The 15,885-nt window shown below is 26.2% G+C and carries 16 protein-coding genes and 1 tRNA gene; 12 read left to right on the top strand and 5 right to left on the bottom strand.

From position 1 onward, the window contains the following. Positions 1-374 precede the first annotated feature (374 nt). Genes GM111_RS03755 through GM111_RS03770 form a run of 4 tightly spaced genes read right to left on the bottom strand, consistent with a single transcriptional unit; the run spans position 375 to position 5,566 of the window. Positions 375-1,241, bottom strand: a complete 867-nt coding sequence (locus tag GM111_RS03755) for an RluA family pseudouridine synthase (protein ID WP_156299541.1) — start codon at positions 1,239-1,241, stop codon at positions 375-377. Further along, positions 1,241-3,724 carry a DegV family protein gene (locus tag GM111_RS03760; protein ID WP_156299542.1) on the bottom strand — a complete coding sequence of 828 codons (2,484 nt, stop codon included), beginning with the start codon at positions 3,722-3,724 and terminating at the stop codon, positions 1,241-1,243. Before GM111_RS03760 ends, GM111_RS03755 begins: the two co-directional genes overlap by 1 nt. A 10-nt stretch (positions 3,725-3,734) precedes the next feature. Next, positions 3,735-5,282: a S1 RNA-binding domain-containing protein gene (locus tag GM111_RS03765; RefSeq protein ID WP_197034462.1), complete on the bottom strand. Its 1,548-nt coding sequence runs from the start codon at positions 5,280-5,282 to the stop codon at positions 3,735-3,737. Positions 5,283-5,293: 11 nt separating this feature from the next. Then, entirely contained in the window at positions 5,294-5,566 is a 273-nt protein-coding gene (locus tag GM111_RS03770) for an HPr family phosphocarrier protein (protein WP_156299544.1), read from the bottom strand. A gap of 132 nt (positions 5,567-5,698) precedes the next feature. Between GM111_RS03770 and GM111_RS03775 the strand changes: the two genes are divergently transcribed. The 7 genes from GM111_RS03775 to GM111_RS03805 all read left to right on the top strand — a co-directional run bounded on the left by GM111_RS03775 (position 5,699) and on the right by GM111_RS03805 (position 10,727). Further along, a complete protein-coding gene (locus GM111_RS03775; RefSeq protein ID WP_156299545.1) occupies positions 5,699-6,154 on the top strand; it encodes an NUDIX hydrolase in 456 nt (151 codons plus the stop codon). Next, positions 6,154-6,603: a hypothetical protein gene (locus tag GM111_RS03780; RefSeq protein WP_156299546.1), complete on the top strand. Its 450-nt coding sequence runs from the start codon at positions 6,154-6,156 to the stop codon at positions 6,601-6,603. Before GM111_RS03775 ends, GM111_RS03780 begins: the two co-directional genes overlap by 1 nt. Before the next feature lie 6 nt (positions 6,604-6,609). After that, positions 6,610-6,978 carry a TIGR02328 family protein gene (locus GM111_RS03785; protein ID WP_156299547.1) on the top strand — a complete coding sequence of 123 codons (369 nt, stop codon included), beginning with the start codon at positions 6,610-6,612 and terminating at the stop codon, positions 6,976-6,978. 73 nt (positions 6,979-7,051) lie between these two features. Next, positions 7,052-7,126 (top strand) — tRNA-Gln (locus GM111_RS03790). Between the two features lie 49 nt (positions 7,127-7,175). After that, positions 7,176-8,165: a DUF389 domain-containing protein gene (locus GM111_RS03795; protein ID WP_156299548.1), complete on the top strand. Its 990-nt coding sequence runs from the start codon at positions 7,176-7,178 to the stop codon at positions 8,163-8,165. Between the two features lie 85 nt (positions 8,166-8,250). Next, entirely contained in the window at positions 8,251-10,044 is a 1,794-nt protein-coding gene (locus GM111_RS03800) for a glycoside hydrolase family 3 protein (RefSeq protein ID WP_156299549.1), read from the top strand. A 143-nt stretch (positions 10,045-10,187) separates the two neighbouring features. After that, a complete protein-coding gene (locus tag GM111_RS03805) occupies positions 10,188-10,727 on the top strand; it encodes a hypothetical protein (RefSeq protein ID WP_156299550.1) in 540 nt (179 codons plus the stop codon). A gap of 46 nt (positions 10,728-10,773) precedes the next feature. Here GM111_RS03805 and GM111_RS03810 read toward each other — a convergent pair whose 3' ends face one another. Continuing rightward, on the bottom strand, positions 10,774-11,409 hold the full coding sequence (locus tag GM111_RS03810) for a hypothetical protein (protein WP_156299551.1): 636 nt from the start codon (positions 11,407-11,409) through the stop codon (positions 10,774-10,776). A 186-nt stretch (positions 11,410-11,595) separates the two neighbouring features. Between GM111_RS03810 and msrB the strand changes: the two genes are divergently transcribed. From msrB to GM111_RS03835, 5 genes are all read left to right on the top strand, one after another. Further along, positions 11,596-12,633 (top strand): peptide-methionine (R)-S-oxide reductase MsrB, encoded by a 1,038-nt coding sequence (msrB, locus tag GM111_RS03815; RefSeq protein WP_156299552.1) that lies wholly within the window; start codon positions 11,596-11,598, stop codon positions 12,631-12,633. Positions 12,634-12,651: 18 nt separating this feature from the next. Beyond that, positions 12,652-13,320, top strand: a complete 669-nt coding sequence (locus GM111_RS03820) for a cytochrome c biogenesis CcdA family protein (protein ID WP_156299553.1) — start codon at positions 12,652-12,654, stop codon at positions 13,318-13,320. A 1-nt stretch (position 13,321) separates the two neighbouring features. Continuing rightward, a complete protein-coding gene (locus GM111_RS03825) occupies positions 13,322-13,822 on the top strand; it encodes a redoxin family protein (RefSeq protein WP_156299554.1) in 501 nt (166 codons plus the stop codon). 11 nt (positions 13,823-13,833) lie between these two features. Further along, positions 13,834-14,304, top strand: coding sequence for a redoxin family protein (locus GM111_RS03830; RefSeq protein WP_197034463.1), 471 nt, complete (start codon positions 13,834-13,836; stop codon positions 14,302-14,304). Positions 14,305-14,403: 99 nt separating this feature from the next. Then, on the top strand, positions 14,404-15,885 hold the full coding sequence (locus GM111_RS03835) for a PP2C family protein-serine/threonine phosphatase (protein ID WP_156299556.1): 1,482 nt from the start codon (positions 14,404-14,406) through the stop codon (positions 15,883-15,885).

Raw genomic sequence — 15,885 nt, forward strand, 5'->3', positions numbered from 1 at the left:
ATTCAAATATAGGATTTAATACAGACTATAAGATATTTACACCTAAAGTAAGTTTAGGAGTAAACTTTGATATATCAAGATTAAATATAGATACTTCAATAGAATACAATAAAAGATTTAGAGCATTACTGTCATTAAGATTCGATATAGTTAAATAGAAAGGTATAGGAGAGTATTGAAATAAGTCTGTAAATTCATTCAAATTTACTTTTATTTCAAAGACTCTTATGATATTTAATTTGTAAATAACTTAATATATTATAATTGTATTTTATAACGTGTCAATACTCTCAATTTAATAAATGATTATGAGTATTTTTAGTATCAAAAAAGCCAGTTTTTGCTGGCTTTTTTGATTTATTTAGAGACAGCCCCTATTCTATTATACTTAGCATATCATGATAAATAGGTATTTCTATATTTATTCTTTCGTTTTTAGATGGATGAATAAATGATAGACTATATGCATGTAACATTTGTCTTTTTGCAATTTTATGATAAATAGAATCGGGGTTATATAAAGTATCTCCAATGATAGGATGACCTAAATGTTTTAAATGAACTCTAATTTGATGAGTTCTTCCTGTAAATAGTTCACATTCAATAAGTGAAATATCTAAATGAGGATAAATTTTTATAAGTTTAAATTTAGTTTTAGCTTCTTGCCCTCTATCATCTATTATTCTTGCGAGTTCATCTCCATTTTTATATATTTTCTCTTCGACCATTATTTCATCTTTTTCAAATATACCTTCAGCAAGAGCAAGATATTTTTTAATTACATTTGCCTTTCCAGATTGGATAAATGATTGAGCAAAACTATTTTTTGCAATCATTATTAACCCTGAAGTATTCATGTCTAAACGAGATATAAATCTAGGAACTAGATTTTGATTGTATTTTTCAAGGAAATATGCAACAATACCATTAGCTAAAGTTTTATCTACTTTTTTTAAAGTAGGATGAGTTAATAAATATGGTTCTTTATTAATTATTAACAGATCATTATCCTCATAAACTATATCAAGGTTCATCTTGATGGGTTCTAAATTAGTACCTTTTTCTTTTTCTTTAACAGTAAGAATTCCTGTTTTTGGTAGTTTAGTTGTAGTTCTGATTTGTTTATTATCTAAAAATACCTCAATAGATCGTAAACTTCTACCAGAATAATTGTGAAATTCACGAAGATATTGAGATACTTTCAGTCTAAACGCTTTTTCATCTAGAATATATTTTTTCATTATAATAATTTAGGTACTATGCAAATTGCATATATTGGACCTGCATGAGAACCTACAGTTGCTCCTATATGTGTAGTTTTTTCAGCAACCGTAATTTTATGGTTACCTTTTATACTTTCAAGTATTTGATTAATATTATCTAGTTGTTTTGAACTACCACCAAATCCAGTATATAGATAAATACTTTGTTTTTTAGAAATTTCTTGTATATTTTTTTCAAGATAAGATATAGCAGAATTTTCTCCAAATACTTTTTTTTCAACAGTAAGACTACCTTGAGAGAAAGTAAGTATAGGTTTTAAGTTTAAGAAATCACCAATAGATCTAGCCATTTTAGTGATTCTTCCACCTCTTTCAAGATATTTTAAATCTTCTACAACTATTAGTGCTTTAACTTTAGATTTAAACTTCTCTATCCATGCTGAAATTTCATTTACTGACTGTTTCATTATAGCTTTTTCTGCTGCTTGTTTAACTAGTATTCCTAATGGGAAAGAAACAAGTTGTGTATCTATTTGAATTATATCATTTTCTTTATTTAAGTTAGAGCTAACCATCTTAACAGTTCTAAATGTTCCACTCATAGTGCTGCTAATATTTAAAGTAATTATCTTCTTATATCCTTTATTAAAAATATTTGTATAAAGATTCATTAACTCTTTAGGTGAAGGTTGAGCGCTTTTGAAGTGAGCTTCTTCATTGATAAGTTTATTCCAAAATTCCTCTTTAGTAATATTTACACCGTCTTTAAAGTGTTCTCCACCTGCTTCAAGTCTAATAGGAGTAATAAATATTGGTAATCCTTTAATATCATCTTCTGTTAACTCACATGCAGAATCTGTTACGATAGCAATATCAGACATATCTGTTGGTCTATTTTCAATATAGATATAATATTGATAATTTTCTTGATCACCAATTATAAATTTAGTATTAGGTATATTTAAACTTGAACGAACTTCATCAAATTTATCTTTACCTTCAACTATAGTAATATTAGTTGTAGTCTCAGTAATATATTTTTCTTTTACTTCATTAATTAATGTTTGTAAATCTGCGTTAGCATGTTTAATCTTAGTATTAACTAATGCGATGTAATCATCTTTAGTAATTACTAATCCATCAACACTAGTATCTCTTACAGCCTTAGTAATTTCAATAGAGTAGTTAAACTCTTGATTGAATTTTGTATTAGCTAAGATATCATAATAGTTTGTTAGATAGTAATAACCTTCCATCATAGTTTTAGTTGGTATAACTAAAACGTTTTTTTCTGTTTTTTCAGCAGCAATATTTGCTGTAGAAATTACATTTTTGTTATTAGGTAATATTACTATTTGTTTATTACTATTTATTTTAGCAATGGCATTTAAAATATCTTGTACACTTGGATTTTGACTTTGTCCACCAAGTAGTACAACGTCAGCACCTAAAGTTAAGAATTCTTCTTTTAAGTTTAAGCTATCTGCTAAGATAACATAAGAGTATTTAGATAAGTTTGGTTTAGGGTTAACAAATATCTTAGTTTGTTCCTTCTCACTACTTACTAATCCTTCATTTTGTAATTTCATATTTTCTATCTTAATTTTTTCAAGATCTCCATGTTGCACAGCAAGTTCTAGAGCTTGTCCAGGATTATTAGTGTGTACATGTATCTTGAATTTCTTAGAAGTTTGAGCAAATACTGCAGAATCTCCTAATTTTAAGATGTCTTCTTTAAATTTGTCTATATCAAAATCAGCATTTCTAATTATGAACTCAGTACAGTATCTGAATTTAATTTCTGCTGGATCATGAGTAATGTCACTTAATTTGCTATCAAATGTTTTTTCTGTAGCTTCTTGAGTAACTATTTCATCTATTTCAGTAAGAGCTTTACTTATTCCTATAAAGAAGTAATAAAGACCCATAGCACCAGAATCTACCACACCTGCTTCTTTAAGTTTTGGTAATAATTCAGGTGTTTTGTTTACAGCTTCTTCAGCTGTAGTCGTTAAAACTTCTAACATTTTGTCTAAAGTTTCAATTTCATCTTTAATTTCCATTGCTTTTTCACTAACTTCTCTAATTACAGTTAGTATAGTTCCTTCAACAGGTGTGTCCACCGCTTTGTAAGCAACTTCTTTAGCACTAACTAAAGCTTCAGCTAAATCAGTGCTTTCTAATCTTTTCTTATCACCAATTCCTCTTAAGAATCCTGTGATGATTTGAGAAAGTATAGTACCAGAGTTTCCTCTTGCTCCCATTAATACTGATTCTTCTATAACATCTATAACTTCTGTCATAGAACTTTTTTTGGTAGTACTACCTTCTATATCGTTTTTCATTGTTTCTAAAGTCATAGACATATTTGACCCTGTATCACCATCTGGTACAGGATAAACGTTTAACTCGTTTAAGTAGTCCTCATGTTTTTTTACCCATTTAGCTCCACCGATAAGAATACGTCTTAATCTCTTCGCGTCAATGTACTTTATACCCATTCATATCCTCCTAATTGTTGGCACCATAAATTTTCATTAATTCTTCCAACTCTTTTTTCTCTTCTAACTCTTCTATTTTTCTAACAGAAAGTAAGATAGAATTTTTATTATTATTTTTATCAAATACTACAGCTTTAATAGTGTCACCAACATTAAAGTGTTCTTTGATGTCTTTAATCATTTCTTTAGCTAATTCTTTCTTAGGTATTAATCCTTTGAAATCATCAGTTAATCTTACTAATATTCCATTTTCTAAAATATCAGTAATCACAACTTCATATTCAGTATTTTTGTTAAATTTACTAGATGCTACATCATATGGAGATTTTCCTAATTTTCTAATACTTCCAACTAGATTTTTTTCATCTTTTTTAATTTCTATTAATTTAACATCTAAATTATCTCCTGGCTTTATAGAAATGTTTTCAAATTTATTCCATGAATATTCTGATTTAGGAACAAATACTTCTAAATTTTCAGGAGTTTTAGCAAAGAATCCAAATTCTTTAACTCTAGTTACTGTAACATTTATGATGTCATTTAATACACAGAAATCATCTAAGTTTTCCCATATTTTTTCAAATACTGTTTTAGCACTTAAAACAATTTTTTCTTTTTCATCATCTATGGCTGTAACCTCGCAAAATATTACATCACCTTTTTTGTATTCCTTTTCTACATTTCCAATTTTTTTATAGTATAAATCAGAAACATGTATTAAATCTTCTCTTTCGCCTAAGTCAACTACAACTCCAAAAGAGAAAATTTCTTTAACAGGAGCATCGATATTTTGTCCTATATGATATTTTTCTCTAATTTTTAACCAAGGATTTTCAGTTAACTGTTTAATACTTAATTTGATTTTTTTAGCTTCTTTATCAAGTTCAATAATTTTAGCTTCTATTTTATCATTAATGTTAAAGTCTTTTAAAGTTTTTTCTTTGTTCCAAGAAAGTTCACTACTATGTAATAATCCAGCTAATTTTCCAAGCTCTACGATTACTCCATAATCAAGTTTATTTGAAATTACTCCACTTACCTTATCACCTAAATTTAATTTAGATAAGAAAGTCTCTTCTTCTTGTTTGATAATATCTAATCTTGAAAGGATTATATCTTTTTTGTTTTTTTCTATTACATCAAATTCTAACTTTTCCCCATTAGGTATGTATTTTTGGTTTAATCCAGAGGTTTTAAATGGTAAGAAAGCTGAAAGTAATCCACAATCTACTTTGTATCCACCTTTTACTTTTTCTTTAATTACCCCAGAAATTTTATCTCCTTTTTTTATATTAGAGAAAGCTTCTCTTTTTTCTAAGATATTTTTTGAAACAATTAAAAATTCATCATTTTCTTTTACAACAAGAACTTTTATTTTTTCTCCAATTTCTACATCTTTTATTTCATTAATTCTGATACGGCCTTCTAATTTATTATTGATATTTAAATATCCGTATTCATCATCTTTTCTAATTAGAGTTCCTTCTATTTTATCACCTAGATTTTGTTCTCCTGTTGGAAGATATTCTTCTAGCATTTCCATAAAATTGTTGTTCATTTGCATTCTCCTTAATTAAATTGTTCTATTTCTATTAGGGTCTGTAGTGCAGAAAGTAGCTTTTTTTCTTCCTCATCATTACCATTATCAGCTATGATTTCAAATTCTCTTCCTGGCTCTAAACCAATTAATAAAATAGCCATAATATTTTTGGCATCATAGTTTTCTTCTTCATATCTAAAAAAGACATTACCAGAAAATTTATTAGTAATTGCACATATTTTAGTTGAAGGTCTTGCATGTATACCTTGTTCATTCATTACTGTTACTTTAATCTTATTCATAAATTTCTCCCAAAAATATTAGTCTATACCTTACAATATTATACAACAAAGTTCGTCAAATATCAATGTTTATGCATAAAATGTTGTAAAATATAAAACTATGTGTTATCCTTCTATTGAAGGAGGAAAACCATGAAATCATATACTTTGTGTTATTTAATAAAAAATGATAAGTTTTTAATGCTTTATAGAAATAAAAAGAAAGAAGATATTAATAAAGGGAAATGGATAGGTGTAGGAGGTAAAATAGAATTAGGAGAAAGTCCACATGAATCTATAAAAAGAGAAGTTAAAGAAGAAACGGGATATATTTTAAATCAATGTAATATGAGAGGGATAATTGTCTTTGTATATAATGGTATTACAGAGTATATTTATGTATTCACATCAAAAGATTTTAGTGGTGAAATGATAGAGTGTAATGAAGGAGAATTGAAATATATTCAAAAAGATGAAGTGCTTAATTTAAATCTTTGGGAAGGAGATAGATATTTTCTTAAAGAGTTAATGGAAGATAAACAAGAATTTTTTGTATATAAAATGGAATATGAAAATGATAAATTAATTAAAGTTGAAAAGGAGCAATAATGTTTGAGTTGAATAAATTAGTAGAGGTATATTTTAATGATGAGTTCGATAAATTATCTGTAGGATATATTAGAAAGATAGATGATGAATATATTATGCTTGAAGAAATAAGTCCGAGAGGATTTAAAGATGGGTGTTCAATTATATCTAAAAATAGAATTAATATAGTTAAAAGTAATACAGAATATCTAAAAGAAATAGAAATTAATGGTGGAAATATATTTGATGAAGTATTAGAAAAACTGATTTCTCAAAGACTTATATTAACTATAGAATTAAAAGAAGGAGAAAAAGTATTTGGATTTGTTCAAAAAATTGATGAAGAAAATATATATTTAGAATATTTCCAAGAAAAAATATTAGTGAAGAAGAGAGATGTTATCAATTTTTATATAAACGGTATAAATCAAAGAAGAGATGTATTAATAGATAATGAAAAAAGAAAGTGAAGAAAAATGAGATTATGGCATGAAGAATTAATATCAAAATTACCAAGACAACAATTATTGGGTCAACATAGAGAATGTTGCGCATTAAGAGGAGGCGGTTGGGGGAAAAAGCATGAAACTGTAGATTATGTTTTTAAATATTCGCCTATAAGATTATATTATTATCATTTATTGATAATGGAGGAAATGAAAAAAAGAGGATATTTACCATCTGAAGAATGGTTTGATAAATTATACAGAGGTAAAAAAGAAAAAGCATATGACTTATTAAAAGAAGAAAAGAAATTGAAACCAATTTATCCAGAACATAATGAAAAATACTATGTTGAATGTATAGAAAATCTAAAAAATAAGGGAATAGAAATTAATTTTTAAAAATATCTGTCAAGTAAAAATAAAAATATCTTGACAAATTTTTATATTTAGTGTAAAATAACTATTGTCTTGATGGGCTGTAGCCAAGCGGTAAGGCAGTGGACTTTGACTCCACGATGCGTTGGTTCGAATCCAGCCAGCCCAACCATTTATGCGATTAATCGCATTTTTTTTTACATTTTTTTTAGGAGTTGAATATGAATAGCAAACAGTATACATTAATCGAATTTAGAGATAAAATGTATCAAAATCTAGAAGTTACAGCAAGTTCTACCATAATTTTAATGTGTGCAATATTTATTGCATCTATAGGATTAAATATGAATTCTATACCAGTTATTATAGGAGCAATGTTAATTTCTCCTTTGATGAATTCAATTTTAGGAATGGGAGTTGGATTATCAATATATGATATGGTATTAGTAAAAAAATCCTTAAGATTAATGTCGGTACAGGTTGGAGTAAGTTTATTTACTTCCTTTATATATTTCTCGATTTCTCCTATTACTTATGCAAGTTCAGAAATAATAGCAAGAACTTCACCAACTATTTGGGATGTTATTATAGCTTTTGTAGGAGGTATAGCAGGTATTATTGGAGCAAGGCAAAAAGAAGTAAGCAATATCATACCTGGTGTTGCAATCGCAACAGCTTTAATGCCACCGGTTTGTACTGCTGGATATTCATTAGCCACAGGTAATTTTGAATATTTTTTTGGGGCATCATATTTATTTCTAATAAATACATGTTTTATAATGATAGCAACATTTATTGGGATAAGATTTATGTATAGGGGATATAGTGAAATACAGGAAAATAAAAAATTAAAAAAAATATTATTAACTATTTCATTTTTAATAATAATTCCTTCAATTTTTTCAGCAGCTAAACTTGTAACACAAACTGTAAGAACTGATGCTGTTGAAAAAATGATAGAAAAAGAATTTACAAGTCATGTTATTATAAATAAGAAATTTGTTTTTAAAGATAATAAGGTTGAATTAACTATAGCAGGAGATTTGATTAATAATGAAGACATGAAGAAAATACTAAATAAAAGAAAAGAATATGGGTTAGAAAATATAGAATTTGAAATATTTCAAATACCTAACGTTAGAAACTTGAATCCAAAAATTTTAGAAGTATATATAGATAAATATATAGAAAAAAAATTAAATAATAAATAAGGAAGCGAAAGCTTCTTTTTTTCTTGACTTTTATAAAAACCAAGATAAACTATAGTATCAAGTTAAATTAGTGGAGGATGGAAGTATGAAAAAAATTTTTAAAATTCTATTTGTTTTTTTTATGCCGTTTATTGTATTTTCAAATGATATGGAAATACGTAAAAAAATAGAATATCTAATAATGCCAGATTTTAGATATTGGAATATTGATGAAAATGGTAAGAAAAAAGATTTTGATGTAATGAATGATGAAGTAAGAGAAGTTATTAAATCACATAACTTTAATGGAATAATTTTATTTGCTCAAAACGTTAAAGAAACAGAACAAACTTTAAGATTGGTAGATGAAATACAAAAAGCATCGAAAAAACCGATGTTTATTTCTATAGATCAAGAAGGAGGTATAGTTACAAGACTTGGTACTGGGACTAATTTTCCTGGTAATATGGCTATAGGAGCAACAAGAAATAGCAAATATTCATATGAAGTAGGTAAAGCAATAGGTAGGGAATTGCATGTATTAGGTATAAATACAAATCTTGCACCAACTATAGATGTTAATAATAATGCTAAAAATCCTGTAATAGGACTTAGATCATTTTCATCAGACCCAAATATAGTTGCTGAATTATCAAATGCAATGATAAATGGAATTAAAAGTCAAAATGTAATAGCAGTAGCAAAACATTTTCCTGGACATGGTGATACAGCGATAGATACACATTTAGGACTTGCAAGTGTTGATAAGAGTATGAAAGAACTTGAGGATATGGAACTTTTACCATTTAAAAAAGCTATAGATTCTGATATAGATATGATAATGACGGCACATGTTCAATTACCTCAAATAGAAAAAGACTATTTTATAGCTAAAAATGGAGATAAAATAATATATCCTTCAACTATATCAGATGATGTTATTACAGGTATTTTAAGAAATAAATTAGGATATAATGGTGTAGTGATAACAGATGCATTAGGAATGAAAGCAATATCAGATAATTTAGGGCCATATGAAGCTATGAAATTATCAATTAATGCAGGGGTAGATATATTATTGATGCCAGTAAGTCTTCATAATATGGAAAATGTTAAAGAATTAGATATGGCAATAGATAAATTGGTTGAGGCTGTTAAAAAAGGAGAAATTTCTATATCAAGAATAGACGAAGCAATAGCAAGAATTGATACATTAAAAGCTAAAAGACATATAGTTAAAGATGAAACTAATGTAGATATGAGAGTAGAAAAAGCTCTTAAAGTTATTGGGTCAAAAGAACATAGAAATCTTGAAAGAGAAGTTGCCAAAAATGCAATAACTGTTGTTAAGGATAAAGCTTTAAAAGAAATGCATAGAGTATTAATTTTAGGGACAGATACAAGTCAAAGAAAAGTTACTGATTTTGCAATTACAAGATTATTTGATGAACAAAAAATACCAAATATTGCATATAAATTTATGATATATGGTAAAGATACAAAAGAAATAGATATAATTTCTCAAGCTATGGATGTTGATACAATTATAGTTTATGGAGCTATGAATAATGAAAGTGCATTAAATCCTGAAAGTTACAGAACTAAAGTTCCTAATATGGTAGCAAAACTTGATGGAGTTCAAAAAATATTTGTAAGTATTAATAAACCTTATGATGTAACAGCTCATTTAGACTTTGATAAAGTCTTAATAGCTTATGGATTTAAAGGAATGGATCCAACAGAAGTTGATGGTGGAATTAAAGCATTTGGACCTAATATTCCAGCAGCACTTGAAATAATATTTACAGGAGAAAAAGCAAAAGGTAAATTACCAGTGGATTTACCATTTGTTGAAAATGGTAAATTAACTGAAAAAGTTCAGTTTAACTTAGTAAAATAATACTTTTTAATAAATTATATATATGGGCATGGACGTTAGTTCAAGCCCTTTTTTAAAATGAATATCAAATTTATAATATTGACAATAGAAGGAGTTATATGTATAATAAACAGGTAAATAAAAATGTAAGGAGAATAATTTATATGAAAAAAATATTATGTTTATTAACAATTATAACTAATTTATCATTAGCAGTAAATGTTAAGGGAGATATAAATATTGAAGGAGGATATGTTAGATTTTTAAGTGGTAAAAATTCTGATAATTCTGGAAATATTGGAGGTAATGTAAATTTTAAAGTTCAAATTCCTGAAACTCTTTTAAAATCAGATAAAACTAATTTATATTTTGGTGGAGGAGTAAGTCAAGAAATACTTATAAATAAAAATCTTACAGTATCAAGAACTAAAGTTAATGTAAAGAGTGAACTAGAATATTTATATACAAAAGATTTAAAGCCATATTTAGAAATAAATGCTGGAATAGGTGCAATTTATAATAATGCTGGAAGCACTTTTACTGGTGGAGCTGGAATTGGAACAGGAATTAAATATAAAAATACTATAGTAGGGATATCTTTAGGTATAGATAATTTTAAATTACCAGAAAAAGAAAATACAAATTCATTTAAAGTTGGAGCAAAAATAGGATATGAATTTGATATTTTGAAAACAAATAAATAAAATAATAATATAAAAAGAACATGTTCTCTTTGGTACATGTTCTTTTCTATTTTGTTGATGTTATAATCTCTGTATAGGTATTAGTTGAATTATCATAAATATAATATCCTTTTTTTATTAAACCATTTACATATTTTCTAGTAAAAGTAGATTTTTCCCCATTTTTATAGAAACCATATTCGGTAAAATCAACAGGATATCCATAACTTTCTTTTAGTAAAATACACTCTTCTTTAGAAATATTAGAGTTTTTATTTTTTACATTACCTTTAATATCTATATGACAATCCTTAAAAGCAGTCCAAGTTTCCTTTTCTATATATTTAAATGGTATTCCTTTGCTATAATATATTTTAAGTTCATTTATATTATGAGTGCCCCAAAAAGAAAAGATGCTAGTAAAAATTTTTTCTCCTTTTTTATATTCTCCTTCTTCGAAAGTTTGAAAAATAGCTGTATTATTTTCAAAATATTTTTTATATTTTCCTTCTTTTTTTCCATTTTTATAGTATCCTTCTTCAATGCTATCATCATCAAATTTAATTAAAAATTTTCCTTGTTTTAAACCATTTATAATTTTTACATTTTCATAAATAGCTTTTTTTTCATTATTTAAGTCTTTTGAAAAATTAATTTCTGAAAAATTAATAAAAAATAATAAAAATAAAAATATTTTTTTCATAGATTTTCCTTTCAAATATTATTTAGTATAAGTATACTATTTTTTACTTTATTGTCAAGAAATATTTTGTTAATTTATTCTCATTTTTTATTGATTTTCCTTTGAAATTTATAGTGAAAACAATTAAAACTGTTGACAAATGTCTAAAGTTAAAAGTATAATAATTTTAGATTTGGAGGAATAGACATGAAAAAACTAATTTTAACATTTTTAAGTTTTTTAGTATTTGTAGCATGTTTTGCGATACCAAGTAATAAAGCTATGAATACAAAAGAGAAAATAAAAGCAAATGAACTTAGTGAAATATATTTAGCTGGAGGATGTTTTTGGGGGCTTGAAAAATATATGTCAAAAATAGATGGAGTACATGATGCTATATCTGGGTATGCAAATGGTAATACAGAAAATACAAGTTATGAGTTAATAACTAAAACAGACCATGCTGAAACAGTAAAAGTAATATATGATCCAACTCAAATTAGTTTAAATAGGTTATTAAAATATTATTTTAAAGTAATTAATCCATTAAGTTTAAATAAACAAGGAAATGATATAGGAAGACAATATAGAACGGGTATATATTATATAAATGAAAATGATAGAGAAATAATAAAGCAAGAATTAGAAGAGTTACAGTTACAAATAGATGGGAAAATTGTTGTAGAACACGAGAAATTGAAAAATTTTATTGTTGCAGAAGAATATCATCAGGATTATTTAGATAAACATCCAAATGGATATTGTCATATTGATATTAATCTTGCAGATGAAGTAATTATAGATGTAAAAGATTATCCAGTGAATCAAGATAAACTTAAGAAATTATCTAAATTACAATACTCAGTAACACAAAATGCAGATACGGAATTATCGTTTGGAAATGAATTTTGGGATCATTTTGAAGAGGGAATATATGTAGATGTTATAAGTGGAGAACCACTATTTTCATCTAAAGATAAATATGAATCCTTTTGTGGTTGGCCAAGTTTTACACAGCCTATAGTTCCAGAAGTTGTAAAATATAGTAAAGATTATTCATATAATATGGAGAGAATAGAAGTAAGAAGTAGAAGTGCTAATTCTCATTTAGGACATGTATTTAATGATGGCCCAGTAGATAGAGGAGGACTTAGATATTGTATTAATAGTGCAGCGTTAGAATTTATACCTTATGAAAAAATGGATAACAAGGGATATGGATATTTAAAAAAATTAGTAAAATAAAATGAAAAGAGGAATAAAATGTTTGATATATCAATAACGTTAGTTTTTATAGGTGGTCTTACAATGTTTTTTTCACCATGTGTATTTCCATTATTACCAGTATATTTTGGAGTGTTGGAAAAAGATAATAAGAAAATTAGAAATACAATATTATTTCTTTTAGGAATTTCGTTTTCTTTTGTTATACTAGGCTTTGGGTTTGGATTATTAGGAGATTTAATATCTAGTGAAATTGTAAGAATAATGGCAGGGATAATAATTATTATACTTGGATTACAACAATTAGGAATATTTAAATTTGTATTTTTACAAAGAACTAAAATATTGAAATTAGATAGGAGATATAACAATTCTGGAGTAGAATCATTTATGTTAGGTTTAACATTTTCTCTAGGGTGGACACCTTGTATAGGACCAATACTTGGAGGTGTATTATTACTTGCAAGTGAAAGAGGAACAGCTCTTCAAGGGGCAATATTACTTTTAGTATTTGTATTAGGATTTTCTATGCCTTTTTTAATGTTTACAATGTTTTATGATAAATTAAGGAATAAAATTACATTTATTAAAAGAAATTTAGAATTAATAAAAAAAATAAGTGCAATATTAATTATAGTAATGGGTTTATTGTTACTTTTTGATAAATTAGAAATATTAGTTGCAGAATTAAATAGGTGGAGTATTTAGAATGAATATAAAAAAAGGATTATTAATGCTAATTTTGTTTTCAACTTTTTTTGTGAGTTGTATTAAAAATGAAAAAGAATTAGTAAATATATCAAATGTTAGAATAATTAATCTTAATAAAGAAGAAATGAAAATAGGGGATATTAAAGGGAAAAAATATATTAAATTATGGGCTTCTTGGTGTTATGTATGTAACCAAACTATGGATCATACGATAGAACTATCTAAAAATGTAGATTTTAATGTTTTAGCCATTGCAAATCCAGGTCATAAAGGAGAAATAAATACTGATGATTTAATTACGTGGTATAGAGGAACTAAATGGGCTAATTTAGGACTTACAGTACTTTTTGATGAGGCAGGAGAAATAATTTCAAGAACAAATACAGGAAGAGCTTATCCAACTAATCTTTTGGTTGATAGTGAAGGAAATGTAGTTAAGATACTTTATGGTGCACAGAGTAATGAGGTTATCATAAATGAAATGAATAAGATAAAATAATGGAGGTAAAAATGAAAAAAATATTAGCGATATTAATGGTACTATTATCAAGTTTTTCCTTTTCAGCAGATTTAGATGGAATAATATTTAAAGATCAAAAAGGAGATATAAGAACAATTAAAGATTTTAAGGGGAAAACATATATTAAATTATGGGCTTCTTGGTGTCCTACTTGCCTTTATACTATGGATCATACTGTTGAATTATCTAATGAAAAAAATTTAGGATTTAATGTTATATCAGTAGTTTCACCTACTAAAAAAGGTGAGTTAAATGAAATAGATTTTAGAAATTGGTTTAAGGATACGGGATGGACTTCTTTAATAACACTTATGGATACACAGGGTTCATTAATAAAAAAAGCAAGGCTTAGAGGTTATCCGACTAATGTTTTTGTAGATAGTGATGGCAATATTGCAAAAGTAATAACTGGCCCAATATCTAGTAAAAAAATAAAAGAAGAAATAAGTAAAATTAAATAAATATATAAAGGCAGCTAGTATTTCTAGCTGCCTTTATATATTGATTTTTGACTAAAAAAAATGTATAATTATAAAAATAATTATTAGTTTGGAGTAGCTATGGATAATTTTTGTCTTTTAGACGATAGAGAGTATGAAATTGTATATTTTAAATCTTTTGAAGAAAGTTATGAAGATTTACTTAAAGTATCAAAAATAAAGAAAAAAGTTCTTTTCTATATTAAAGATGTAGTAATTGATTCAAAGTTTTTAAGCTATATGTTAAAGCTTTTTAGATGTTCTATTAAAAATGAATTTGAATTATTTTTTATAATTAAGAATAAAAATTTAATAGAAGATATTAATCTACTTGAATCAAAAAGATATTTTAAAATTTTTTCTTCTATAGAAGAATACAATCAACTTAAAACTTTTGCAGGATATGAAGTTAAGATATATGATGATAACAATAATGTAAGAAAATTACTTAAAGATGAACTAATAAAAAGTGGTTTTGGAATTAAGGAGAGAAATAGTTTTAATTTTCTTAAGAAAAGGCATGATAGTAGATCAAATAGTATATATGTTATAGATTTTTCTAGCTATCAAGAAGAAAAAATAGAAGAAATAATTAAGATAAAAAAAGAAAATCCTAATTCTATGGTTATATTAATTACTTTTGAAACTGATGTTGATAAAGCGTTAAATACTATGAAATATGGGGTAAATAGAGTAGTAAAAAGACCAGTGGATATTAAGAGTCTTGTAAGCTCTATTAAAAGTTTAGCGACAGCTGCAGAATTAAAAAAAGAAAATGATAGATTAGTTTCAGAAGTATTTAATAGAGAAAAAGAAATAAGAAAATTATATAATGAAGTAAATGAAGAGCTTAGACTTGCTGGAGATATACAAAAATCACTAATGCCACCTAAAAAAATTGAGTTTGGAGAATATGTTTGTGAATATTTTTTTGAGCCTAGTATGAATATAGGAGGGGATTTCTGTGATTTTATAGAATTAAATGAAGAAGAATTTGCTATAGTATTTGCAGATATTTCAGGACATGGTATACCTGCATCACTTCTTTCAACTATGCTTAAGGTATTAATATATAATAATGCGAAAAAGGTAGAAAGTGTTACAGAGCTTATGGAAATACTTAATGAAGAGATAATAAGCATATTCCCTAAAGGTAAGTTTGTTTCTATGTTCTATTTAGTAGTTAATACTAAGACTAATAAGATAAAGTATTCTAAAGCATCACAAGAACCTGCTTTAATGTATAAGAAGGGGATGGATGAAGTAGTAGAACTAGAAAGTGAAGGACAAATACTTGGCCTATTTTCTAAAAAGTTATTCCCTATACTTTCTTTTGAAGAAAAAGAAGTAGACTTTGATATGGGAGATAAGATATTGCTATATACCGATGGAATAACTGAAGAAACAAATGAAGAAGGTAAGTATTATGGTCTAGATAGACTAAAAGATCAGGTAAAAAATTTAGATTTACATAGAGTAATTGAAGATTTAAAAGACTTTGCAGGGAATAAGACTTTTAAAGATGATGTAACATTATTAAAAATAGAAAGAAAAGGAGAATGA

The sequence above is a fragment of the Streptobacillus canis genome, assembly GCF_009733925.1.
Lineage (GTDB): Bacteria > Fusobacteriota > Fusobacteriia > Fusobacteriales > Leptotrichiaceae > Streptobacillus > Streptobacillus canis.